This is a genomic window from Streptomyces sp. NPDC028907, from assembly GCF_055564995.1.
This window is the reverse complement of the sequence record NZ_JBVHVE010000001.1, coordinates 876,838-899,883: the sequence shown is the minus strand read 5'-3', so window position 1 is coordinate 899,883 and position 23,046 is coordinate 876,838. Positions and strand designations below refer to the sequence as shown.

17 protein-coding genes and 1 pseudogene are annotated in these 23,046 nt (G+C 69.0%); 10 read left to right on the top strand and 8 right to left on the bottom strand.

Annotated elements, in window-relative coordinates:
• Nucleotides 1–115 precede the first annotated feature (115 nt).
• The 3 genes from ACZ4UU_RS03995 to ACZ4UU_RS03985 all read left to right on the top strand — a co-directional run bounded on the left by ACZ4UU_RS03995 (nucleotide 116) and on the right by ACZ4UU_RS03985 (nucleotide 3,098).
• The gene (locus ACZ4UU_RS03995; protein ID WP_468036312.1) at nucleotides 116–532 is read left to right on the top strand and encodes an ATP-binding protein; all 417 of its coding nucleotides are present in this window, start codon (nucleotides 116–118) and stop codon (nucleotides 530–532) included.
• 134 nt (nucleotides 533–666) lie between these two features.
• Entirely contained in the window at nucleotides 667–1,680 is a 1,014-nt protein-coding gene (locus ACZ4UU_RS03990) for an arabinan endo-1,5-alpha-L-arabinosidase (RefSeq protein WP_468036311.1), read from the top strand.
• The gene (locus ACZ4UU_RS03985; RefSeq protein WP_468036310.1) at nucleotides 1,662–3,098 is read left to right on the top strand and encodes a family 43 glycosylhydrolase; all 1,437 of its coding nucleotides are present in this window, start codon (nucleotides 1,662–1,664) and stop codon (nucleotides 3,096–3,098) included. Before ACZ4UU_RS03990 ends, ACZ4UU_RS03985 begins: the two co-directional genes overlap by 19 nt.
• A gap of 97 nt (nucleotides 3,099–3,195) precedes the next feature.
• On the opposite strand, the gene ACZ4UU_RS03980 is transcribed toward ACZ4UU_RS03985, so the two are convergent.
• From ACZ4UU_RS03980 to ACZ4UU_RS03945, 8 genes and pseudogenes are all read right to left on the bottom strand, one after another.
• A complete protein-coding gene (locus ACZ4UU_RS03980; protein WP_468036309.1) occupies nucleotides 3,196–4,809 on the bottom strand; it encodes a pyridoxal phosphate-dependent aminotransferase in 1,614 nt (537 codons plus the stop codon).
• A 186-nt stretch (nucleotides 4,810–4,995) separates the two neighbouring features.
• Nucleotides 4,996–6,057: pseudogene (locus ACZ4UU_RS03975) on the bottom strand (aldose epimerase family protein); the annotation flags it as partial.
• A gap of 52 nt (nucleotides 6,058–6,109) precedes the next feature.
• Nucleotides 6,110–7,354: a multiple monosaccharide ABC transporter permease gene (mmsB, locus tag ACZ4UU_RS03970; RefSeq protein WP_468036308.1), complete on the bottom strand. Its 1,245-nt coding sequence runs from the start codon at nucleotides 7,352–7,354 to the stop codon at nucleotides 6,110–6,112.
• A complete protein-coding gene (gene mmsA / locus ACZ4UU_RS03965) occupies nucleotides 7,351–8,901 on the bottom strand; it encodes a multiple monosaccharide ABC transporter ATP-binding protein (protein WP_468036307.1) in 1,551 nt (516 codons plus the stop codon). Before mmsA ends, mmsB begins: the two co-directional genes overlap by 4 nt.
• Nucleotides 8,902–8,933: 32 nt before the next feature.
• Nucleotides 8,934–10,046 (bottom strand): multiple monosaccharide ABC transporter substrate-binding protein, encoded by a 1,113-nt coding sequence (chvE, locus tag ACZ4UU_RS03960; RefSeq protein ID WP_468036306.1) that lies wholly within the window; start codon nucleotides 10,044–10,046, stop codon nucleotides 8,934–8,936.
• A gap of 139 nt (nucleotides 10,047–10,185) precedes the next feature.
• Nucleotides 10,186–11,154 carry a hypothetical protein gene (locus ACZ4UU_RS03955; RefSeq protein WP_468036305.1) on the bottom strand — a complete coding sequence of 323 codons (969 nt, stop codon included), beginning with the start codon at nucleotides 11,152–11,154 and terminating at the stop codon, nucleotides 10,186–10,188.
• Between the two features lie 121 nt (nucleotides 11,155–11,275).
• Complete coding sequence (locus ACZ4UU_RS03950) at nucleotides 11,276–12,280, bottom strand: zinc-dependent alcohol dehydrogenase (RefSeq protein WP_468036304.1); 1,005 nt, start codon at nucleotides 12,278–12,280, stop codon at nucleotides 11,276–11,278.
• A 37-nt stretch (nucleotides 12,281–12,317) separates the two neighbouring features.
• The gene (locus tag ACZ4UU_RS03945; protein WP_048582372.1) at nucleotides 12,318–13,481 is read right to left on the bottom strand and encodes a mandelate racemase/muconate lactonizing enzyme family protein; all 1,164 of its coding nucleotides are present in this window, start codon (nucleotides 13,479–13,481) and stop codon (nucleotides 12,318–12,320) included.
• Between the two features lie 530 nt (nucleotides 13,482–14,011).
• Here ACZ4UU_RS03945 and ACZ4UU_RS03940 point away from each other — a divergent pair.
• The 7 genes from ACZ4UU_RS03940 to ACZ4UU_RS03910 all read left to right on the top strand — a co-directional run bounded on the left by ACZ4UU_RS03940 (nucleotide 14,012) and on the right by ACZ4UU_RS03910 (nucleotide 23,040).
• A complete protein-coding gene (locus ACZ4UU_RS03940; RefSeq protein WP_468036303.1) occupies nucleotides 14,012–15,058 on the top strand; it encodes a LacI family DNA-binding transcriptional regulator in 1,047 nt (348 codons plus the stop codon).
• Between the two features lie 174 nt (nucleotides 15,059–15,232).
• Nucleotides 15,233–16,234: an ABC transporter substrate-binding protein gene (locus tag ACZ4UU_RS03935; RefSeq protein WP_468036302.1), complete on the top strand. Its 1,002-nt coding sequence runs from the start codon at nucleotides 15,233–15,235 to the stop codon at nucleotides 16,232–16,234.
• Between the two features lie 232 nt (nucleotides 16,235–16,466).
• Nucleotides 16,467–18,005 carry a sugar ABC transporter ATP-binding protein gene (locus ACZ4UU_RS03930; protein WP_468036301.1) on the top strand — a complete coding sequence of 513 codons (1,539 nt, stop codon included), beginning with the start codon at nucleotides 16,467–16,469 and terminating at the stop codon, nucleotides 18,003–18,005.
• Complete coding sequence (locus tag ACZ4UU_RS03925) at nucleotides 18,002–19,102, top strand: ABC transporter permease (protein WP_468036300.1); 1,101 nt, start codon at nucleotides 18,002–18,004, stop codon at nucleotides 19,100–19,102. Before ACZ4UU_RS03930 ends, ACZ4UU_RS03925 begins: the two co-directional genes overlap by 4 nt.
• The gene (yjfF, locus tag ACZ4UU_RS03920) at nucleotides 19,099–20,139 is read left to right on the top strand and encodes a galactofuranose ABC transporter, permease protein YjfF (RefSeq protein WP_468036299.1); all 1,041 of its coding nucleotides are present in this window, start codon (nucleotides 19,099–19,101) and stop codon (nucleotides 20,137–20,139) included. Before ACZ4UU_RS03925 ends, yjfF begins: the two co-directional genes overlap by 4 nt.
• A gap of 208 nt (nucleotides 20,140–20,347) precedes the next feature.
• The gene (locus ACZ4UU_RS03915; RefSeq protein WP_468036298.1) at nucleotides 20,348–21,412 is read left to right on the top strand and encodes an SCO2400 family protein; all 1,065 of its coding nucleotides are present in this window, start codon (nucleotides 20,348–20,350) and stop codon (nucleotides 21,410–21,412) included.
• Nucleotides 21,413–21,603: 191 nt separating this feature from the next.
• A complete protein-coding gene (locus ACZ4UU_RS03910) occupies nucleotides 21,604–23,040 on the top strand; it encodes a DUF2252 domain-containing protein (RefSeq protein ID WP_468036297.1) in 1,437 nt (478 codons plus the stop codon).
• Nucleotides 23,041–23,046 lie beyond the last annotated feature (6 nt).

Genomic DNA, 23,046 nt, shown 5'->3' with positions numbered 1-23,046 from the left:
CAGCAAATGGTCACGGTCAGTCACGCGTACTGTCCAGCCCGTAACCACGTACGCTCCCGCACCGTACGCGGCGTCCACCTGGTGAACTGCCCCGCACGGCCGCCAGATTGAGCGCATGCCAGTACCGCTCACCCAGCGCCTCAGTGCCACTCCCCGCGGCGCCCGCCTCGCCCGGCACCTCGCTCTGAACCAGCTGCATGCCTGGGGCATCCCGCACGGCAGTACGGCCTCCGACGTCGTCGCCGTGATCGTCGCCGAGCTGGCCGCCAACGCGGTCACCCACGGCCGGGTCCCCGGCCGGGACTTCGAGTTGAGGGTGTCCCTCCCGACAGGCGGCATCCGTATCGAGGTCAGTGACACCCGTACGGAGTCCCACCCTCCGAAACCCGGCGACGTACCGCCTCCGCACTCCCTCGACGAACACGGCCGCGGCCTCGTCCTCGTCGAGGCGCTGGCCGACCGGTGGGAGGTGGTGGAGCGGGACGGGGCGCCCGGTAAGACCGTCCGCGCCGAGGTCGATCTGCACGGCTGATACTGCGCGGACCATTGACGCGCAAGGGGTTCGATTCTACGGTCCGTTCGAACTTGCGAGCGCTGTTCGAGATATCGGCCATACATTGGCCGGATATCTGCCGACCTGTCACCCCCCACCGCAAGGAGGACCGCATGAGCCGCACCTCCCGCACCTCCCGCACCTCCCGCACCTCCCGCACCCTCCGCAGGCGAACCGCCCTGCTCGCACTCCCCACCGCCGCCCTTCTCGCCCTGATCCCCTCCACCGCGTCCGCGTACCCCAACCCCGGCCGCGTCACCGGCGACGTCGTCACCCACGACCCGACGATGATCCGCACCTCGTCCGGCCAGTACCTGCTCTACGCCACCGGCGGTGGCATCGCCAACAAGACGTCCAGCGACCGCACGGCCTTCAGGAACGGCGGTGACGCCTTCTCCAGCCGCCCGAGCTGGTGGCGGAACTACTCCTCCGTGCCGGAGGCCTGGGCGCCGGACATCTCGTTCCACGGTGGCAAGTACCTGATGTACTACTCCGTCTCGAAGTTCGGCTCGAACACGTCCGCCATCGGTCTCGCCACCTCCACCACCGGCCGGCCGGGCAGCTGGACCGACCAGGGCACGGTCTACACGTCCAGCTCCTCCAGCGACTACAACGCCATCGACCCGAACCTCTTCGTGAACGACGACGGCAAGTGGTGGCTGTCCTTCGGCAGTTGGTGGTCCGGGATCAAGATGATCCAGATCAACCCCTCCACCGGGAAGCAGCTGGGCTCCAACACCACCCGTTACTCGCTGGCCTCCCGCCCCACCGGGACCAAGGCCGTCGAGGCGCCCTTCATCGTCAAGCGGGGCGGCTACTACTACCTCTTCGCCTCCTACGACACCTGCTGCGCCGGAACGAGTTCGACCTACAAGGTCAAGGTCGGCCGCGCCACCAGCGTCACCGGGCCGTACACCGACAAGAACGGCGTCTCGATGATGAACAACGGCGGCACCCCGGTCCTGGAGTCGCACGGCAGCGTCATCGGTCCTGGCGGCCAGTCGATCATGAACGACGTCGACGGCGACCTGATCGTCTACCACTACTACGACGGCAACGACAACGGCACGCCCAAGCTGGGCGTCAACCTACTGAACTGGAGCACCGGATGGCCCGTCGCCTACTGACCCTGCTGGCAGCCCTGCTGCTGGCCCTCTCGATCGGCCAGCCCTCCGCCAGTGCCGCCTCGTTCGCCAATCCCGTCAAGTCGGTCAAGGGCGCCGACCCCTGGATCTCGTACCACGACGGCAACTACTACCTGGTGACGACGAGCTGGACCGACGTCATCACCATCCGCAAGTCCACCACCCTCGCCGGCCTGGCCACCGCCCCCAGCGTCCAGGTGTGGCAGGGCGACGCCGCATCCCGCTGCTGCAACATCTGGGCCCCTGAGCTGCACTTCCTCAACGGCCGCTGGTACCTGTACTACGTCGCCGGGCAGAACATCGCCGACTACAACCCGACCCAGCGCAGCCATGTGCTGGAGAGCGCGGGCTCCGACCCCATGGGGCCGTACACCTACAAGGGCCGGCTCAACTCCGCCTGGATGCTGGACCCGAGCGTCCTGAACGTGGACGGCCGGCTGTACATGCTCGGCAGCGCGATCACCGGCGGCACCCAGAACCTCGTCATCGCGCCGATGTCCAACCCGTACACGGTCAGCGGCTCCTACTCGACGATCTCCAGGGCGACGTACGACTGGGAACGGCAGGGCGGCACGGTCAACGAGGGCGCGGAGATACTCCAACGCGGCGGCCGGACCTTCCTCATCTACTCCGCCAGCGGCTGCTGGACCCCCGACTACAAGCTCGGCCAACTGGAACTCACTGGCTCCGACCCGCTGGCCGCCGCCTCCTGGACCAAGAAGTCCACGCCCGTCTTCCAGCGCAATGACGCGAACGGCGTCTACGGGCCCGGCCACAACGGCTTCTTCACCTCGCCCGACGGCCGCGAGAACTGGATCGTCTACCACGCCAACGACAGCGCGAGCGAGGGCTGCGACAACGGGCGTACGACCCGGGCCCAGAAGTTCACCTGGAACGCCGACGGCACCCCGAACCTCGGCACCCCGGTCCGTCTCGGCGCCTCCCAGACCGGCCCCTCCGGGGAACCCTCCACCGTCTCCACCACCTACACGATCACCAACCGCAACAGCGGCAAGTGCCTGGACGTGTCCGGGAGTTCGACCGCCGACGGCGCCAACGTCCAGCAGTGGGCATGCGGCGGCGGCAACAACCAGAAATGGCGCCTGGAGGACCTTGGCGACGACACCCACCGACTCGTGAACGTCGCCACGGGCAAGGTCCTCGACACCGAGAACTGCTCCTCCGCCGACGGCGCCGACCTCAGGCAGTGGTCCTGGCTGAACAACACCTGCCAGCGTTTCCGGTTCGTGGCCACCGACGGCGGCTACGTCCGGATCGTCAACCAGGCCACCGGCAAGGTCGCCGACGTAGCGAACTGCGGAACGACGGACGGCACGGACGTACGCCAGTGGTCCTGGTTGGGCAACGCCTGCCAACAGTGGCGCTTGAACCCGGCGTAGGACAGCCGACCTCCAGGGGCGCGGGGAACTGCGCGACCGGCCACAACGCACCCGCAGTCGCACACGGTCCCCGCCCCCACCCCACGGCCAGCAGGCGCTATCCGGTCTGCATCCCCGCTGCATTGGGCCAGCTCTGACTGTTGGGCCACCCGGTGGCCGGCGCCGGCGCCAGCCCAGGAGGCGGCCCCGTGGTACCCCGAACCTGCGCAGCCGTAAGCCCACCCCGAGCCGGCACCCCGGGCGGCGTGGGCCCCGGCGGCACCACCGCAGCGGCCGGCGCCACAGGCGACGGGAAGGGAGTCGGGGCGGGCGCGGGCGCAACAGGCGCGGGCGCCGGCATCGGGGCCGGAGCGACAGGCGCGGGCGCCGGCATGGGCGCCGGCATGGGCGTCGGCATGGGCGTCGGCGTCGGCATCTGCGCGGCGGCCGGCTGCGGCTGAGCCGCCGCAGGCATCGCCGCACCGACTCCCATGGCTTGCGCGGCGAGGCCCTGCATGCCGGAGCCGTTGGTGGAGCTCACCAACCGGTCCACGGCCGCCGTACCCGAGCTGTAGTTGGTCCCTGTACCCAGCTCGGGTACGGCGGCTCCCCTCCTGGACGTCCCGTAGAGCACCTGTTCCAGAGCGGACACCAGGCGACGCACGTCCACCTGGGGGCGCACCACGAGTCGCAGGAAGCGGCTGGACGAACCGATCTTGTTGCCGCACTCGCGGACCAGGATCCGGTGCTCGGTGAGCAGCCGGTCGCGGACCACGGTGCCTTCCGCGCCCACGGGGAGGCGCACGAAGAGGAAGTTGCCCTGGGAGGGGTAGACCGTCAGGCCGGGCAGTGCGGAGAGCTGGCTGGCCATGTCCAGGCGGTCCTTGCGAACCTGGTGCAGGCTCTGCGCGTACTCGGCGCCGTGGTTCTTGAGCATGAACACCACGTGCTCGGCGAAGGCGTTGAGGTTCCACTTCGGCAGCATCGAGCGGACCATCCCGGCCAGGGCCGGGTTGGCGACGAGGTAGCCGAAGCGGATGCCGTGCAGACCGAAGTTCTTGCCGAGGGAGCGCAGCACGATGACGTTCGGCCGGATCATCGCCTCCTGGACCACCGACGGGTCCTGCTCGGCGTCGGCGAACTCCAGGAAGGACTCGTCGACGATGACCAGGTCCAGGTCGGCCATCGCGTCCATGAACTGCACGAGCGCATGCTTGTGGAGGTAGCCGCCGTCGGGGTTGTTCGGGTTGCAGATCACGGCCACCCGGGTGCCCCGGGCGCGGATGAACTCGGCGTACTGGGCCAGGTCCAGGGCGAATCCGCTGGACTCCTGGAGCGGGAACATGTCGACCCGCTTGCCGGTCTCCATCGGCTGGTCGGTCCAGCGGCCGAACGTGGGGACGGGGACGGCGAGGGACTCACGGACCAGGAGGTGGTCGATCCAGGTGATCAGCTCGGTGGAGCCGTTGCCCATCGCCACGCACTGCGGCGGGAGCTGGAGGAGGTTGCACAGTTCGGCCGTGATGGTGTCGGCGCTGCTCGGGTAGTACGTGATGATGTCCCGCAGCCGCGCCCCCATGTCCTGGAACATCTCCGGCGTCGGGAAGTACGGGTTGCAGGGAATGCAGAAGTCCACCGGACCGGCCCCGTCGCCGCCCTCACGCGTCAGCGCCGCCATCGACGGGCTGTGTGCCGCGGTGCTGCGGAACAGCGAGGTGACGTTGTCGGCCATGGAACCTCCGTATGGGGCGGACCCGGCGGGGACGAGGCGGGTCCGTCGTCTTTGGGTGGCCCGCGCGGGGGAGCACGGGCCGCCCTTACATACGGAGGCTGGGGTGGCGCTGTTCAACCCCTGGGAAATCGGTCAGAACTTGTGTGCCATCTGTGAAGAACCGTCAGAAAGGACGGTTCGACGGGCTCAGCAGCTGAACGAGTGCACCGTCGTCGAACGGTATGTCTGACCGGGTCGCAGCACCGTCGAGGGGAACGACGGCCTGTTCGGCGAGTCCGGGAAGTGCTGCGTCTCCAGGCAGAGCGCGTCGCCCTGCCGGTAGGTGCGGCCGGACGGGCCGACGAGCGTGCCGTCGAGGAAGTTGCCGGAGTAGAACTGCAGGCCGGGCTCGGTGGTCGCCATCCGCAGGGTGCGGCCGGAGGAGGGGTCCTTGAGGGTGGCGACCCACTCGGGGCGCGGCGAGACGCCCTTGTCCAGCACCCAGTTGTGGTCGATGCCCTGGCCGTAAAGGAGCTGCTGGTGGGCCTCGCGGAGGTGCTCGCCGATGCGCTTGGTGCGGCGGAAGTCGAAGGGGGTGCCGTCGACGGGGGCCGGCGCACCGGTGGGGATGAGGTCGGCGTCGACTGGGGTGTAGCGGGACCCGGCGATCTTCAGCTCGTGGTTCTCGATCGTGCCGCTGCCCTCGCCCGCGAGGTTCCAGTACACATGGCTGGTGAGGTTGACGACGGTGGCCTTGTCGGTGGTGGCCGCGTAGTCGATGCGCCAGTCGCCGTGCTTGGTGAGGGTGTACGTCACCTTCACCTCAAGGGTGCCCGGGTAGCCCATCTCGCCGTCGACGGACGTGTAGTACAGGTGCAGGCCGACGTCGGAGCCCTTGGCGAACGGCTCGACGTCCCACACCTGCTTGTCGAAGCCCTTGGTGCCGCCGTGCAGGCAGTTCACGCCGTCGTCGACGTCGACCTGGTAGGACGTGCCGTCCAGGGTGAACCGGCCCTTGCCGATGCGGTTGCCGTAGCGGCCGATCAGAGCGCCGAAGTACGGGCTCCCCGCGACGTAGTCCGCGATGTCGTCGAAGCCCAGCGAGACGTTGGCGTACTGGCCGCGACGGTCCGGGACCTCCAGGGACTGCACGATGCCGCCGTAGGAGAGGACCTTCATCCGCGTGCCGCCGTTGGCCAGCGACCAGCTGTGGACGTTCGTGCCGTCGGCGAGCTTGCCGAAGAGTTCCTTCACGGGTGCTCCCCGCCCTTCTCACGTGAAAGGGGGCCCCGCCCTTCGGCGAGGCCCCCTTCCGGTCCCGTCAGCTGCCGACCTTGCGCTTGTTCCACACGTCGAACCCGACCGCCGCCAGCAGCACCAGGCCCTTGATGACCTGCTGCCAGTCGGTGCCGATGCCGACGAGGTTCATGCCGTTGTTCAGCACGCCCAGGACCAGGCCACCGATGATCGCGCCCAGGACCGTGCCGACGCCGCCGCTCATCGACGCGCCGCCGATGAACGAGGCCGCGATCGCCTCCAGCTCGAAGTTGAGGCCGGCCTTGGGAGAGGCCGCGTTGAAGCGGGCGGCGAAGACCAGACCCGCCAGCGCCGCGAGCATGCCCATGTTCACGAAGATCAGGAAGGTGACCTTCTTGTCCTTCACACCCGACAGCTTGGCCGCCGGCAGGTTGCCGCCGATCGCGTAGATGTGGCGGCCGATGATCGCGTTGCGCATCACGTAGCCGAAGCCGACGAGCAGCACGCCCAGGATGAGCAGCACGATCGGGGCGCCCTTGTAGCTGGCCAGCAGCAGCGTCAGCGTGAGGATGGCGGCGCCGAGCGCGACCAGCTTCAGCAGGAAGAGGTTGAAGGGCGGGACGTCCAGGTCGAACTCCTGCTGCCGGCGGCGGTCGCGGAACTCCTGGAAGACCACGAACGCGATCATTCCGAAGCCGAGCAGAAGGGTGAGGTTGTGATAGTTGGTGTTCGGGCCGACCTCGGGCATGAAGCCGTTGGCGACCTTCTGCAGGCCCTCAGGGAACGGGCCGAGCGTCTGGCCCTCCAGGAAGATCTCCGTCAGACCGCGGAAGATCAGCATGCCCGCGAGGGTCACGATGAAGGATGGTATGCCGCCGTATGCGATGAAGAAGCCTTGGACCGCGCCCGCGATCGCGCCCACCGCCAGGCACAGAATCACGGCGACCGGCCATGGCAGATCGTTCTTGACCATGAACACGGCCGCCATCGAGCCGATGAACGCCGTCAGCGAACCGACCGACAGGTCGATGTGGCCCGCGATGATCACCAGCATCATGCCCATCGCGAGGATGAGGATGTAGCTGTTCTGCAGCACCAGGTTGGAGACATTGCGCGGCAGCAGCAGGTCGCCGTCGGTCCACACGGCGAACAGCGCCACGATCAGGCCGAGGGCGATCAGCATGCCGTACTGCCGCATGTTGCGGCGCATGCCGTCCAGCACCAGCTGGAGCAGACCGTCGCCCGCGGCCCCTCCGCTCTTGCCCGGCGGCGCGGGGGCCGGGCTCTTGGCGGTCACATCCGTGCTCATCGGGATACCTCTTTGTCCTTTGTCATCTGACGCATCAGCGATTCCTGCGAGGCCTCTTCTCGCGGGAACTCGCCGGTCAGCCGCCCCGCGGCCATCGTGTAGATGCGGTCACACATGCCGAGCAGCTCGGGCAGCTCGGAGGAGATGAAGACGACCGCCTTGCCCTGGGCGGCCAACTGGTCGATGACCGTGTAGATCTCGTACTTGGCACCGACGTCGATGCCGCGCGTCGGCTCGTCCAGGATCAGCACATCGGGACCGGCGAAGATCCACTTGCTGAGGACGACCTTCTGCTGGTTGCCGCCGGACAGCTTGCCCACCGGCTCGAAGACGGTCGGCGCCTTGATGTTCATGGACTTGCGGAAGCCCTCGGCGACCTGCCGCTCCTCGTGCTCGTCGACCACGCCCCGCTTGGCGACCTTGCCCAGCGCGCTGAGCGAGATGTTGCGGTTGATGGTGTCGATGAGGTTGAGGCCGTAGTGCTTGCGGTCCTCGGTGACGTAAGCGATGCCGTTCTTGACCGCCTCGGGGACGGTCTTCGTACGGATCTCCTTGCCGTCCTTGAGGACCGTGCCGTCCGCGTACCGGCCGTAGGTCCGCCCGAAGACGCTCATCGCGAGCTCGGTGCGGCCGGCGCCCATCAGGCCCGCGATGCCGACGATCTCCCCGCGTCGCACGGACAGTGACACATCGTCGACGACCTTGCGCTGCTGGTCGATCGGGTGATGCACGGTCCAGTTGCGGATCTCCAGCGCGGGGGCCGCGCCTTCCTCCGGCTCGTGCGGGGTGCGGTCGGGGAAGCGGTTCTCCAGGTCCCGGCCGACCATGCCGCTGATGATCCGGTCCTCGGTGGTCTCCGGCGCCTTCACATCGAGCGTCTCGATGGTCTTGCCGTCGCGAATGATCGTCACCGAGTCGGCGACCTTGCGGATCTCGTTGAGCTTGTGCGAGATGATGATCGAGGTGATGCCCTGCTTCTTCAACTCCAGGATGAGATCCAGGAGTTTGCCGCTGTCCTCGTCGTTCAGGGCCGCGGTCGGCTCATCCAGGATGAGCAGCTTCACCTTCTTCGACAGCGCCTTCGCGATCTCCACCAGCTGCTGCTTGCCCACGCCGATGTCGGCGACGCGGGTGTCCGGGTGGTCACCGAGCCCGACCCGGCGCAGCAACTCGGTGGCGTGCCGCAGGGTCTCCCTCCAGTCGATGAACCCGCCCTTGGCGTGCTCGTTGCCGAGGAAGATGTTCTCCGCGAGGGAGAGGAACGGCGACAGCGCCAGTTCCTGGTGGATGATGACGATGCCGCGGTGCTCGCTCGCCCGGATGTCCTTGAACTCGCAGACTTCCCCTTCGAAGAGGATGTCTCCCTCGTAGGTGCCGTGCGGGTGGACGCCGGAGAGGACCTTCATCAGGGTCGACTTACCGGCGCCGTTCTCCCCACAGATGGCGTGGACCTCGCCCTGCTGGACGGTCAGTGTGACGTCCGAGAGCGCCTTGACGCCGGGAAAGGTCTTGACGATCGAGCGCATTTCCAGGACGGGTCCCGCCATGGTCGTGCCTTCCAATCAGAGTGTGCCGGCGGTTACTTGAGGTCGCTTTCCTTGATGTAGCCGGAGTCGACGACCTCCTTCTGGTAGTTGGTCTTGTCGACGCTGACCGGCGTCAGCAGGTAGGCGGGAACGACCTTGGAGCCGTTGTCGTACGTCTTGGTGTCGTTGAGCTCGGGCTTCTTGCCGTTGAGCGCCGCGTCGACCATGTTCGAGGCCACCTTGGCGAGTTCACGGGTGTCCTTGTACACGGTCATCGACTGCTCGTCGGCGATGATCGACTTCACCGAGGCGACCTCGGCGTCCTGACCGGTGACGATCGGCCACGGCTTGCTCTTGGAGCCGTAGTCGTCCGACCGCAGCGCCGAGAGGATGCCGATGGAGATGCCGTCGTACGGCGAGAGGACCGCGTCGACACGCTCGCTCTTGTAGGCCGAGGTCAGGATTTCGTCCATGCGGTTCTGGGCCTTGCCGCCGTCCCAGCGCAGGGTGGTGACCTGGTTCAGCGCGGTCTGGCCGGAGCGGACGACGAGCTGCTTCTTGTCGATGTAGGGCTGCAGGACCTTCATCGCCCCGCCGAAGAAGTAGCGCGTGTTGTTGTCGTCGTTGGAGCCGGCGAACAGCTCGATGTTGAAGGGGCCCTTCTTGGAGCCGTCCTTCAGGCCGAGCTTCTCGACGATGTAGGTGGCCTGGAGCTCGCCGACCTTCTCGTTGTCGAACGACGCGTAGTAGTCGACGTTCTTGGTGCCGAGGATGAGGCGGTCGTAGGAGATCACCGGGATGTTGGCGTCGGCGGCCTGCTGGAGCACGTTGTTCATCGACTTGTTGTCGATGGCCGCGACGATCAGCGCCTTCACGCCCTGCGTGATCAGGTTCTCGATCTGCGAGACCTGCTGGTCCGGGTCGTCCTCGCCGAAGACCAGCGTGGTCTTGTAGCCCTTGGACTCCAGGTCCGCGACCACGTTCTTGCCGTCGGCGATCCAGCGCTCGGAGGACTTGGTCGGCATCGCGATACCGATGGTGCCGCCCTTGGTGTCCCCGCCCGCGTCCTTGCTGCCGCCCTCGCCGCTCTGGCCGCAGGCGGACAGGGTCAGGGCGAGGGAAGCGGCTGCGGCTATGGAGGTGAGTGCGGCTCTGCGAGTGCGCATGGTGGTCATCCTTGATGTGTGTGAGCAGGGCTCGGTCGGGCGGTGCGAGGACGCTTCGAGGGTTGAACGGTGGAGACCTCGGGCGTGTGGGATTGTGTTCGACCGCGTCGTCTTCTGTGAAGGGGGATTGTCCGGAACGTTATGCGGGAGTTTCGAAACGCTTCAGCGTCCCGGGCAGCCGTGAACCGAGAGGCGCCATGTCGCCGTCGGCTCCGTGCCGTGCGAGCAGGTCCAGCGCCAGGCGTCCGCGCCGCACGCGTTCCTTGGCGGTGGCCAGCGTCAGATCCCGCATGTGGTGGCCGTAGGGGTAGATCCCGGGGGCCTTGGAGAGCCCGAACTTCAGGTAGAGCGGTGCGCCGCGCCGGATCAGCTCGGCGACCTCGTACATCCGGATGTAGCCGCCCAGGTCGTCGGGGGCCTCGATGTACATGTCCATGGGGGCGGCGGAGACGCGGCGGATCTCGGTGAGGTGATCCAGCGTCAGGTCGCTCGGCACGTTGATCGAGTCGCCGCCGAGGTTCTCGTACACGGCGTACGCCGTCGGGTTGACCGGACCGATCAGCGCCGACACCTTGAACGTCGTGTCGGCCGGCAGGATCCCCGCGACCCGCGCCCGGTGCAGCGTCCACAGCACGCCCTCGTCGGCGACGAGGAGGCACTTCACGCCCAGCTCGGTGGCGCGTACGGCGTCCTCGACACACCCGGCGACGGCGTCGTGGCCCCGGGCGCGCAGCCCGCCGCCCTTGGAGTCGGTGCGGGTGGAGCCGCCGATGTCCCAGGTGCCGCGCGGGCCGGTGAACAGGCAGAGCTCGATGTCGCGCTCGGCGGTCGCCTCCACCATCTCGGTGATCTCGGCGTCGCTGAGCATCCAGATGCCGCTGCCCTGGCTGATCCGGTGGACCGGCACATCGAGCCGCGAGGACTCCTTGAGGACCACGGCGAGCGCCTCGGGTCCCTCCACGGAGGGAACCTCGGTGCGCCAGCGGCCACCGCCGGGGAAGGTGTGCGGGGAGGCGTCGGAAGGGTCGAGGGCGGGCGCGCCCAGGCCGAGCGCGGTGAGCGCCTGCTCGCCGGGGCGGCGCGGCGTCTGAGCGTTGGTGTCGGTCACAAGCTGTCCTTCATGTTCGATATTTCGGACGAGGGTCGCGGCTCTGGTCGTGCGGGGCTTTGGGTGTACGCCGGTACGGAGTCGTCAGGTACCCCGTACCGGCGTACGGCTCAGGGGTGTGTCATGGCCGCAGCAGGACCTTTCCGACCTTCGGGTCGCCGGACCCGACCAACTCGATGGCCTGCGCGAACTCCTCCAGCGGCAGCTCGTGGGTGACCAGCGGCAGCGGGTCGAGGAGTCCCGCCCCGAAGACCCGCACGGTGTGGGCCCAGGCCTCCGGCGCCGCGCCGAACACGGTCTGCACCTCCAGCTGCCGTACGACGAGATCGGTCGGGTCGAGCCCGTCCGCGCCCGGCGCCGGGATGCCCGTCAGGATCAGCCGTCCACCGCGGCGCAGCAGGGCGGCGGCGGTGCGCGCCGCGTCCGCGGACCCGGCGGTCTCGATGACGACGTCGAAGTCGCCGGGAAGTTCCTCGTCCTTGGTGCGGAAGTCCGTGGCGCCGAACCGCTTCGACAACTCGGCCCGGTCCGGCCGCGTCCCCACGACGAGCAGCTCGGCCGGCGAGCCCGCCTTCAGGAACTGCGCGGCGAACATCCCGAGCGTGCCTGTGCCCACCACGGCCACCCGCTCGCCCGGCACCGCGTTCGCCTTGAGCGCGGCGGCCGCGATGCACGCGGCCGGCTCCAGCAGCGCGGCCGCCGTCAGATCGGCGTCGTCCGGCAGCACGTGCAGCAGCCGGGCCGGAAGTGTGAGCGTGGTGGCCATGGCGCCCGGCTGGGTGAAGCCGGTCTCCTCGTAGCCCGCCGTGCACAGGGTGGTCTCGCCCGCGTGGCAGCGGTCGCACACCTGGCAGTTGCGGAAGCCCTCGCCCACGACCTTGCGGCCCACCAGGCTCGAAGGGACGCCGTCGCCGACCGCCGCCACCGTCCCGGACCACTCGTGGCCCGGGGTGAGCGGATAGCGGACGTACCCCTCCGGCCGGTTGCCCTGGAAGACCTCGCGGTCACTGCCGCAGATCCCCGAGGCGTGCACCCGGACCAGGGCCTCGCCCGCTTCCGGCTGCCGGGGCTCGTGCGGGACGAGCCGGTGCTCGCCCGGGGCCTCGATCACGACGGCGGTGCTCACTGGGACCCCCTGGGGCCGGGCCGGCGGGTGTGGGCGCTCACTCGGTGCCCTTGGGCTTGCGCTGCTCCCAGCCATCGGCCCACAGGTCGAACCGGGCCTGCTGCTGCGGGAACTCCGCGGCGGCGTCGACGTCCAGCTCCACACCGAGACCGGGCTCGTGGGAGAGGTGGAAGCAGCCGTCCTCGGGGTTCACCTGAGGGGCGCCCTTGACGACCTTCTTGATCTCCGCGTCCGCGAAGTCGTTGAAGTGCTCAAGGATCTTGAAGTTGGGGGCGGTGAAGCCGACCTGGAGGGAAGCGGCGGTCAGCACCGGCCCGCCCACGTTGTGGGGCGCGACCAGCATGTAGTGCGTCTCGGCGGTCGCGGCCAGCTTGCGGGTCTCCCAGATGCCGCCGATGTGGCCGACGTCCGGCTGGATGATGTCCACGGCCTGGCTCTCGAAGAGCTCCCGGAACTCGATGCGATCGTGGATGCGCTCACCCGTGGCGACCGGCATGTCGACCTTGGCGGCGACCTTCTCCAGCGCCTTCAGGTTCTCCGGCGGCACCGGCTCCTCCAGCCACGCGGGCTTGAAGGGTGCCAGCTCCTTGGCCAGGCGGACGGCGGTGGCGGGGGAGAACCGGCCGTGCATCTCCAGCATCAGTTCGGCGTCCGGGCCGATGGCGTCGCGCACGGCCTCGATCAGGGAGACCGCGTAGAGGCTCTGCTCGTGGTCGAGCTCGAAGTGGCCGGTCCCGAACGGGTCGATCTTGAGCGCCCGGTAGCCGCGCTCCATGACCCCCTGGGCAGCCTTGTGGTAGGCCTCGGGCGTCCGCTCGGTGGTGTACCAGCCGTTGGCGTACGCCTTGACCTTGTCGGTGACCTTGCCGCCGAGCAGCTGCCAGACCGGCACGCCGAGCGCCTTGCCCTTGATGTCCCAGCAGGCCATCTCGATCACGGCGATACCGGACATCACGATCTCGCCGGCCCGGCCGTAGTCGCCGTACTTCATCCGCTTGACGAGATCCTCGACAGCGAACGGGTCGGAGCCGAGAATGTGATTGGTCTTCGCCTCGTGCAGATAGCCGAGTAGCGCGTCGGTGTGGCCCAGCATGCGGGTCTCGCCGACGCCGGTGAGCCCCTCGTCGGTGTGCACCTGGACGTAGGTCAGGTTCCGCCACGGCGTTCCGACCACGTGTGTGCTGATTCCCGTGATGCGCACGGTACTCCCTGTCCTCTTCGGTCTGTTCGATATTTCGGCACTCGTTCGAAATGCTGTCGCGACAGTAGGGACGACCACATGCGAGTGTCAATGGGTCTACAAACAACGGTTTCGATGTGACGGCGGAGGCGCCCGGCGCGGCGGATGCGAAGGGGTGTGCCACGAGGTCCGCGGACTCTTCAAGGGTGCGCGCACGCCTCCCCTGGTGGGTACTCGGATCGCTCCTGACCAGCTGGAACGCCCCCGGCCGCGCAGTCCGCGCCACCCGTCGCGTTATTCAACCGTGACGACTTGTCTGGCGCAGCCCTCTTGACCGGCATGAATTGTTAGCGCTCACAATACGTCGGCATTCACCAGTCGGCCCCTACGGCATGCAAAGGAGGTATGAGCGTCGTGTCAGCAGTGCTTCAACTGGCCTTCCCGCCCCGTGCCGTTGGCCCTTCCGGACCACCGGCATGACGCGGCCGGCGCCGGACCACCGGCCCTCGGTGCGGGTCTTATCGGCAGACGACAGCCAAGGAGGTGCGGCTGTGACCCACTCGCAGCTTCGGCCGCCCACCATGGCCGACGTGGCACGCCAGGCCGGTGTGTCCCACCAGACCGTGTCCCGCGTGCTGGGGGACCACCCCAATGTGCGGGACGAGACACGCGCCAAGGTGCTGCGCGCGATCGAGGAGATGGGCTACCGCCGTAACTTCTCCGCACGGGCCCTCGCGACCCGGCGCACCCGGACCCTGGGTGTGGTCGCCCCCAACACCACGCTCTACGGTCCGGCCAGTACGTTGTTCGCGCTGGAGGAGGCGGCGCGCGCCGAGGGCTATCTGGTCTCGACGGTCAGTCTGCGCAGGCTGACGGTGGAGACGCTGTCCGAGGCGCTGGACCGCCTCAGCGAGGGCGGGGTGGAGGGGGTCATCGCCATCGCCCCGCAGCGGTCGGCGGTCGAGGCCCTCGCCGAACTGCGCCATCCGTTCCCGGTGGTGGCCGTGGGCACCGGCTCGGGCGCCGAGGTCCCCAGCGTCAACGTGGATCAGAAGCTGGGCGCACGGCTGGCCACCGGCCATCTGCTCGCCGCGGGTCACCGTCGGGTCTGGCATCTCGCCGGGCCCGAGGACTGGCAGGAGGCGGCGGACCGGGTCGACGGCTGGCGGGCGACCCTCGAAGAGGCGGACGTGGAACCACCGATGCTGCTGCGGGGGGACTGGGGCCCGCTGTCGGGCTACCGGGCCGGCCAGGAACTGGCGGGCTGGGTGGGACGCGGCCTGACCGCCGTCTTCGTCGCCAACGACCAGATGGCACTGGGGGTGTTGCGGGCGCTGCGTGAGGCGGGCGTGCGTACGCCCCAGGACGTCGCGGTGGCCGGCTTCGACGACATTCCCGAGTCGGAGTTCTTCGCCCCGCCACTGACCACCGTCCGGCAGGACTTCGCGACGGTGGGCAAGCGGAGCATCGCCCTGCTGCTGGACCTGATCGAGGGCCGTACGCCCTCCGGGACGTCCCAGGTCTCGATCGAGCCCCAACTCGTCGTCCGCGCAAGTACGTTCCCGTACCTGCCGCAACCGGGAGCCGCTCCCGGCTGACGCCGCACCACCCGGTCGCTTTTCGCCCTTTGGGCAAGCGTGCCCGATATTTCGAACGATGATCGACAGGCTGGACGCAGTGCAGCCCGTCCACACGAGTACTCACCGAGTGCTGAGTACCGAGTACCGAGTACCAGCGGTCCATCCCCGGACCGGCTCTTCGAAGGAGAAGACATGCTCAACAGACGGAACTTCCTCACTGCGGCGGTCGGCGTGGCGGCCACGGCCGGTCTGGCGGCCTGCGCCAAGGAGGACGGCTCCTCCTCCGCCTCCTCCGGCGGTGGCAGCAAGGCGATCACCCTCGGCTTCTCCCAGGTCGGCTCCGAGAGCGGCTGGCGCAGCGCCAACACCGACTCGGTGAAGTCGGCCGCCAAGGAGGCGGGCTACAAGCTGCAGTTCTCCGACGCGCAGCAGAAGCAGGAGAACCAGATCTCCGCGATCCGCAGTTTCATCGCGCAGAAGGTGGACGTCATCGCCTTCTCGCCGGTGGTCGTCACCGGCTGGGACGCCGTGCTCAAGGAGGCCCAGTCGGCGAAGATCCCGGTCGTCCTGACCGACCGGTCCGTGGAGAGCGACGAGTCCCTGTTCGTCACCCTGGTCGGCTCCGACTTCACCGACGAGGGCCGCCGCGCCGCCAAGATCCTGGAGAAGGTCCTGGAGAAGGCCGGCCACAAGGGCAAGGTGAAGATCGCCCAGCTGGAGGGCACCACCGGTGCCGCCCCCGCGATCGAGCGCGCCAAGGGCTTCAAGGAGGTCATGGACGCCGAGCACAAGGACGACTGGGAGATCGTCGTCAGCCAGACCGGTGACTTCACCCGCGCCGGCGGCAAGCAGGTCATGGCGGCCTTCCTGCAGTCCAACCCGGACATCGACGTGCTGTTCGCGCACAACGACGACATGGGCCTCGGCGCCATCCAGGCCATCGAGGCGGCCGGCAAGAAGCCCGGCAAGGACATCCTCATCGTCACGGTCGACGGCGTGAAGGACGGCTTCATCGCCATGTCCGAAGGCAAGATCAACGCGATCGTCGAGTGCAACCCGCTGCTCGGCCCCCAGCTGATGGAGGTCGTGAAGAAGGTCCACGACGGCGAGACGGTCGAGCGCTGGATCAAGACCAAGGAGAGCGACTTCATGCAGGACCAGGCCAAGGACGCGCTCCCCACCCGCAAGTACTGACCGGCCGCACCCACCGGCAGGGGGCCTCCGGCCGACCGAATCCCGGTCGGCCGGGCCCCGTGGGCCTGCAGCGGCTCGTTCAAGAGGAGCGCTGCCGTGACTCCGCCCCAGGTGGGGCTTCCAGCCCAAAGGCAGCCATCCAGACCAAACCGACCCCTTGCGGGCGTAACCAACCCAACACGGAATGAATTCCCCACCGGGCAAAGCCGGTGATCCCCTCATTAGGAGAGGTATGGCAGAGCCGCGGCCCGTCCTGGAGATGACGGGCATAGTCAAAGAGTTTCCGGGGGTACGGGCTCTGTCGGGCGTCGACTTCCGGCTCTTCCCCGGCGAGATCCACGCCCTCATGGGCGAGAACGGGGCCGGGAAGTCCACCCTCATCAAGGTGCTGACCGGGGTCCACACCCTGGACGGCGGCACCGTCACCCTCGACGGCAAGGCCGTGCGGATCGGCAGCCCGCTGGAGGCCCAGCACGCCGGCATCAGCACGGTCTACCAGGAGGTCAACCTCTGCCCCAACCTCTCGGTGGCGGAGAACATCTTCATCGGCCGTGAACCCACCCGCGCCGGCCGCATCCAGTGGAAGCAGATACGCAAGCAGGCCGCGGAGATGGTCGACCGGCTCGGCCTCGACATCGACGTGACGGCACCGCTGTCCTCATACCCGCTGGCCGTGCAGCAACTGGTCGCGATCGTACGGTCGGTGGGCCACGGCGACAGCGACGGCGAGGGCTCCGGCACCAAGGTGCTCGTCCTGGACGAGCCCACCTCCAGCCTCGACCGCGACGAGGTCCTCGAACTGTTCCGGCTGATGCGGCGCCTGCGGGACGAGGGCGTCGCGATCCTCTTCGTGTCGCACTTCCTCGACCAGATCTACGAGATCTGCGACCGCATGACCGTGCTGCGCAACGGCACCCTGGTCGGCGAGCACATGGTGGCCGACCTCGACCAGGTCGGGCTGATCGAGCTGATGATCGGCAAGGCCCTGGACCAGCTGGAGGAGCTGCACGAGCACCAGCTGCGCTCCGACGTCGGCGAGACGCTCGTCAAGGCCGAGGGCCTCGGCCGCACCGGCGGAATCGCCCCCTTCGACCTGGAGATCAAGAAGGGCGAGGTGCTCGGCCTCGCCGGACTGCTCGGCTCGGGCCGCACCGAACTGGCCCGGCTGCTGTTCGGCGCCGACCAGCCCGACAGCGGCAAGGTGACGGTCGCCGGCAAGCAGGTCTCGATGAGCGCCCCCAACGACGCCATCGGCGCCGGTGTCGCGTTCTGCTCGGAGAACCGCAAGACCGAGGGCCTGGTCCCCGACCTCACGGTGCGCGAGAACATCATCCTCGCCCTCCAGGCGTCCCGCGGCTGGACCCGGCCCATCCCGGCCACCCAGCGCGACGAACTCGTCGCCAAGTACATCAAGGCCCTCGACATCCGCCCCGCCAACCCCGAGGCCCGCGTCGGCCAGCTGAGCGGCGGCAACCAGCAGAAGGTGCTGCTCGCCCGCTGGCTGATCACCCAGCCGAAGCTGCTGATCCTCGACGAGCCCACGCGCGGCATCGACGTCGGCGCCAAGGCCGAGATCCAGAAGCTCGTGGTCTCCCTCTCCGAGGACGGCATGTCCGTGCTGTACATCGCGGCCGAACTGGAGGAGGTGCTCCGGCTCAGCCACACCATCGGAGTGCTGCGCGACCGCAAGCTCGTGGCACAGCTGACCAACGGGCCGGAGATCACCACCAGCAAGATCCTGGAGACCATCGCGAGCGGAGAGCACCAGTGAGTACCCCGGCAGTGACCACCCCCTCCCGCTGGCGAGCACTGACGCACCACCACCTGTTCTGGCCGGTCGCGGTCCTGATCGCGCTGCTGCTCGTCAACGTTCCCTTCACACCCGACTTCTTCGCGATCCGGATGGCGGACGGCCACCTCTACGGCAGCCTCGTATCGATCGTGCTGTTCGGCTCGCCGCTGATCCTGGTGGCCGTCGGCATGACCCTGGTGATCGCCACCGGCGGCATCGACCTCTCCGTCGGCGCCGTGGTCGCCATCACCGGCGCCCTGACCTGTTCGTACATCAGCGACCAGGCCGACCAGAACGCGCTGGCGGGGGTCTTCCTCGCCATGGGCATCGGCCTGGTGGCGGCAGTGGTCTGCGGCCTGTGGAACGGCTTCCTGGTCGCCCGGATGGGCATCCAGCCCATCATCGCGACCCTCATCATCATGGTCGCCGGACGCGGTGTCGCCCAGCTGATCACCGACGGCCAGATCATCACCATCAACAGCGAGCCGTACAAGCTCATCGGCGGCGGCTACTGGCTGACCCTGCCCTTCTCCATCTTCGTGGTGGCCGCCGTCGTGGCCGTCACCGTCGCCCTGACCCGCCGCACGGCGCTGGGCCTGCTCGTCGAGTCGGTCGGCGGCAACGCCGAGGCCAGCCGTCTGGTCGGCATCCGCTCCCGGCGCATCAAGATCATGGTGTACATGTTCTGCGCCCTGTGCGCGGGCATCGCCGGCCTGATGATCAGCTCCAACACCTCGGCCGCGGACGGCAACAACGCCGGCCTGTGGATCGAGCTGGACGCGATCCTCGCGGTCGTCATCGGCGGCACCTCGCTGCTCGGCGGCCGGTTCTCCATCGGCGGCACCGTGATCGGCGCCCTCGTCATCCAGACCCTGACCACCACGATCTACACCATCGGCGTGCCCACCCAGACCAACCTGGTCTTCAAGGCCGCCGTCGTCATCGTCGTCTGCCTGCTGCAGTCCCCGAAGTTCCGGGCCAAGGTCTTCGGCGCGAAGGGACGCGCCCGGACCACCGCCCCGGCGGAGCCCGCCACCCCGGCCGACGCCGCCCCGAAGATGGAGGTGTCGCGATGAGCGCGACCACCAAGACCCGCACGGCAGCGGAAGGCCGTACGCCGTCCACGCCGGCACGGGCGTCCGCGGCCGCGCGTCTGCTCGGTGACCGGCGGCTGCCCGTCCTGGTCACGGCCGGCCTGTTCCTCGCGATGTACATCGGCGGTCTCAGCCGCTACCAGAACTACGGTTTCGGTGAACCGCAGGTCTTCCTCAACCTGTTCATCGACAACAGCTATCTGCTGGTCGCGGCCGTCGGCGCCACCTTCGTCATCATGTCCGGCGGTATCGACCTGTCCGTCGGCTCGCTGATCGGCTTCACCACCATGTTCACGGCATGGCTGGTGGAGCGTCAGGGCCTGCCGCTGTTGCTGGTCATCCCGCTCGCCCTGGGGGTGGGCGCGTTCGGCGGCTTCCTCATGGGCTATGTGATCCACAACTTCGAGATCCAGCCGTTCATCGTGACCCTCGCCGGCCTCTTCCTCTTCCGGGGCCTCTGCCTGGTCATCAGCAAGGAGTCCATCTCCATCAGCGACTCCACGGTGAGCACCATGGCCCAGACCCGGGTGCCGCTCGGACTGGGGGAGCTGTCGATCGGCGCCATCGTGGCACTGGTCGTCCTCGCCGTCGCCTTCTACATCCTCCACTACACGCGCTTCGGCCGCCGGGTGTACGCGATCGGCGGCAACGAGCAGTCGGCGCTGCTGATGGGGCTTCCGCTGGGCGGCACGAAGATCGCCGTGTACACGGTGAGCGGCTTCTGCTCGGCGCTGGCCGGCCTGCTGTTCATGCTGTACATCCAGTCCGGTGACCCGCTGCACGCCGTCGGCATGGAACTCGACGCCATCGCCGCGGTCGTCATCGGCGGCACGCTGCTGACGGGCGGCTCCGGTTACGTCCTGGGCACCCTGTTCGGCGTCCTCGTGCTGGGCCTGATCAAGAGCATCATCCAGTTCGAGGGCACGCTCAGCTCCTGGTGGACGAAGATCGCCACGGGTGTGCTGCTGTGCGCGTTCATCCTGATCCAGCGGGCGATGACGACGCGCAAGCAAACCTAGGGCGGACCTGGGGACTTGGGCCGAGGTGGCCCGTCGCACGGAGTATGTGCGACGGGCCACCCGAGTTGCCTACGGGCCCGGCGCGGAGGATCGCGCCGAATAGTCGGGCTTGACCCCCACCGACCAAACCGGAAAGGCCAGTTCCGCACACAACCTTCACAGCAGTCGCTAGGAAAGGTGTGGGTCGGTTCCTTAGTCTTCCCGCGTCATGGACTACTGCCACCCGTGCCGCAGGCACCTCAACGGCGCCCTCGCCTGCCCGGGGTGCGGCGCCGCGATCGAAGAGCTGCGCATGCACGCGGGCGCGCCGGACGAGGCGTACCCGCAGCTGGCCGAGCGGGCCGAGTACGTGCCCGCGGGTGCTGAGGGCGGCCAGGGCTCGTACGAGGCGTACGAGGGGCAGTACGGGAGTGACGCGGGGCGGTACGGGGGCAGCGAGGGCGGGTACGGCGGCGGTACGGGGCACTACGGGGCCGATGCGGGGCAGTACGGCGGTGGAGAGTACGGCGGGGGCGAGTACGCCGACCGCCATGCCGACGCCGGCCACTTGGCGGAGGCCACGGAGGCCGCGGAGGCGGGCACGGATGCCGGTGAGGCGGCCGAGACCGCGCCGGTCGGCGGACGGGCCGCGCGCCGGGCGGCGCAGCGGCGTGGCCGCCGACGCGGTCACACCGAGCCCGAGGAGTACGCCGGGCACGAGGACGAGGACGACGAGTACGACGAGGAAGAAGGCGACCTGGACGAGGAGTCCGGGGCCGCCGGTGCCAGCCGTCGCGATCGCAAGGCCGCCGCGCATCGGCGTCGCCGCCGCCGGACCCTGCTGATCGCCGCGGGCTTCGTCCTGGCCGCCGGCGGCCTGAGCCTCGCGGAACTCGGCATGGACGCCCCGGGCTCCAGCCCGAAGCCGGCCGCCGCGGGGGACGAGTCGGCGGAGGGCGCGGCGTCGGAAGAGGTGACCGCGTCCCCCGCCGCGACGGACGGTGCGACCAGGACGGACGGGAGCGCGTCGTCGCCGGGTCCCTCGTCGTCCCCTTCGGCCTCGAAGTCGCCGAAGGACGAGGACGAGAAGAAGGACGAGGACAAGACCCCCGACAAGGACGGCCAGTCTCCGACCACCGGCAGCGGCGGCTCCGGCACGTCCGCCTCGGCCCCCACCACCACGTCCGATCCGCAGGCTCCGGCGCCGACCGCCGAACCGACCACGTCGGACCCGACCCCCGAACCGTCGCCGTCCGAGACGGAGTGCGACCGGTTCCTGTGGTGGTGCACCTGAGCCGGTCACTTTCCCGGTCCCCCCGGGTCGTAGGGGTCGTCGCTGACAAGGACCGTCTGAGAGACGTCGATGACCGTGCCGCCCGCGCGGACCGTCAGCCGCGGCCCCCGCGAGCCCCGGCCCGCATCACCTGTTCCGGGTGATCCCGGCGGAGGGCGGGCCTGTGACGATGCGGGCAAGGAGGTCCGGTCATGGCCACGCTGCACGACGCCCCGCTCTCCCCGACGACCGACGGCGCGCTCTCCCCGACCGAGCGCGCGGCCCTCGGCAAGGAGGCGCGCGCCCGTGTCCCGCGCTCCGCCCACGCCGTCTTCGAACCCGACCGGAAACGGCCCGACCCCCTCGACATCATCGAGCGGCAGTCCGCCACCCGCGTCCCCGAACTCGTCCCCGTCCGCTACGGCCGGATGCTCGAATCACCGTTCCGCTTCTACCGGGGAGCCGCGGCGATCATGGCCTCGGACCTGGGCGCGGGGCCGCACACCGGGCTGTACGCCCAGCTGTGCGGCGACGCCCATCTGCTGAACTTCCGGCTCCTCGCCTCCGCAGAACGCCATCTCGTCTTCGACATCAACGACTTCGACGAGACACTGCCTGGCCCCTTCGAGTGGGACGTCAAGCGGCTCGCCGCGTCCCTGGTGATCGCCGGTCGGGCCAACGGGTTCCCGGCCGGGAAGTGCGACAGGATCGTGCGCGCCGCCGTGGAGGCCTACCGCGAGCGCGTGCGCGAGCTCGCCGAGGCACGCACCCTCGACGTCTGGTACGCGCGCGACGACTTCGACCGGATCGCGGAGCTGCTGCCCGAACGGCCCGGCAAGGCGCAGGAGCGGCGCGCCACCCGCGCGGCGGCCAAGGCCCGCACCCGGACGAGTCTCCAGGCGGCCGCGAAGCTGACCCGGGTCGTGGACGGCACCCCCCGGATCGTCTCGGATCCCCCCTTGATCACCCCCCTCGCGGAGCTGCTGCCGGGCGCCGAGGGCGAGGGCCTGGCACGGACGCTGCGCACCCTCGTCAACGACTACCGCTCCAGCCTGTCCTCCGAGCGAAGGCACCTGCTGAGCCGTTTCCACGTGGTCGACATGGCCCGCAAGGTCGTCGGGGTCGGCAGCGTCGGCACCCGGTGCTGGATCATCCTGCTGCTCGGCCGCGACGACGGCGACCCACTCCTGTTGCAGGCCAAGGAGGCGGGTGAGTCGGTCCTCGCTCCCTACTGCGGGGCGAGCCCCTTCCAGAACCAGGGCGAGCGGGTGGTGACCGGGCAACGGCTGATGCAGGCCGCCGGCGACATCTTCCTCGGCTGGGAGCACGTCACCGGCATCGACGGCCGCGAACGCGACTTCTACGTACGGCAGTTGAGGGACTGGAAGGGCATCGCCAGGCCCGAGACCATGGACCCCGGGACCCTCGGCCTGTTCGCCCGCCTGTGCGGCGCCTCACTGGCCCGGGCGCACGCCCGCTCCGGCGACCCGATCGCCATCGCCGCCTATCTCGGCCGCGGCGACACCTTCGACCGGGCGCTGGCGCGGTTCGCCGGGGCCTACGCCGACCAGAACGCACGCGACCACCGGGAACTGGCCGACGCCGTGGCCGGCGGACGCGTCACCGCCCGGACCGAACCGGCGGCGTGACGCCTC

What these genes read in the sequence shown, in the direction of transcription:
- yjfF (WP_468036299.1), top strand. Translation starts at nt 19,099, where the DNA reads ATGAGCGCGACCACCAAGACCCGCACGGCAGCGGAAGGCCGTACGCCG.
- ACZ4UU_RS03985 (WP_468036310.1), top strand. Translation starts at nt 1,662, where the DNA reads ATGGCCCGTCGCCTACTGACCCTGCTGGCAGCCCTGCTGCTGGCCCTC.
- ACZ4UU_RS03935 (WP_468036302.1), top strand. Translation starts at nt 15,233, where the DNA reads ATGCTCAACAGACGGAACTTCCTCACTGCGGCGGTCGGCGTGGCGGCC.
- ACZ4UU_RS03910 (WP_468036297.1), top strand. Translation starts at nt 21,604, where the DNA reads ATGGCCACGCTGCACGACGCCCCGCTCTCCCCGACGACCGACGGCGCG.
- ACZ4UU_RS03980 (WP_468036309.1), bottom strand. Translation starts at nt 4,809, where the DNA reads ATGGCCGACAACGTCACCTCGCTGTTCCGCAGCACCGCGGCACACAGC.
- ACZ4UU_RS03915 (WP_468036298.1), top strand. Translation starts at nt 20,348, where the DNA reads ATGGACTACTGCCACCCGTGCCGCAGGCACCTCAACGGCGCCCTCGCC.
- ACZ4UU_RS03990 (WP_468036311.1), top strand. Translation starts at nt 667, where the DNA reads ATGAGCCGCACCTCCCGCACCTCCCGCACCTCCCGCACCTCCCGCACC.
- mmsB (WP_468036308.1), bottom strand. Translation starts at nt 7,354, where the DNA reads ATGAGCACGGATGTGACCGCCAAGAGCCCGGCCCCCGCGCCGCCGGGC.
- ACZ4UU_RS03930 (WP_468036301.1), top strand. Translation starts at nt 16,467, where the DNA reads ATGGCAGAGCCGCGGCCCGTCCTGGAGATGACGGGCATAGTCAAAGAG.
- ACZ4UU_RS03995 (WP_468036312.1), top strand. Translation starts at nt 116, where the DNA reads ATGCCAGTACCGCTCACCCAGCGCCTCAGTGCCACTCCCCGCGGCGCC.
- chvE (WP_468036306.1), bottom strand. Translation starts at nt 10,046, where the DNA reads ATGCGCACTCGCAGAGCCGCACTCACCTCCATAGCCGCAGCCGCTTCC.
- mmsA (WP_468036307.1), bottom strand. Translation starts at nt 8,901, where the DNA reads ATGGCGGGACCCGTCCTGGAAATGCGCTCGATCGTCAAGACCTTTCCC.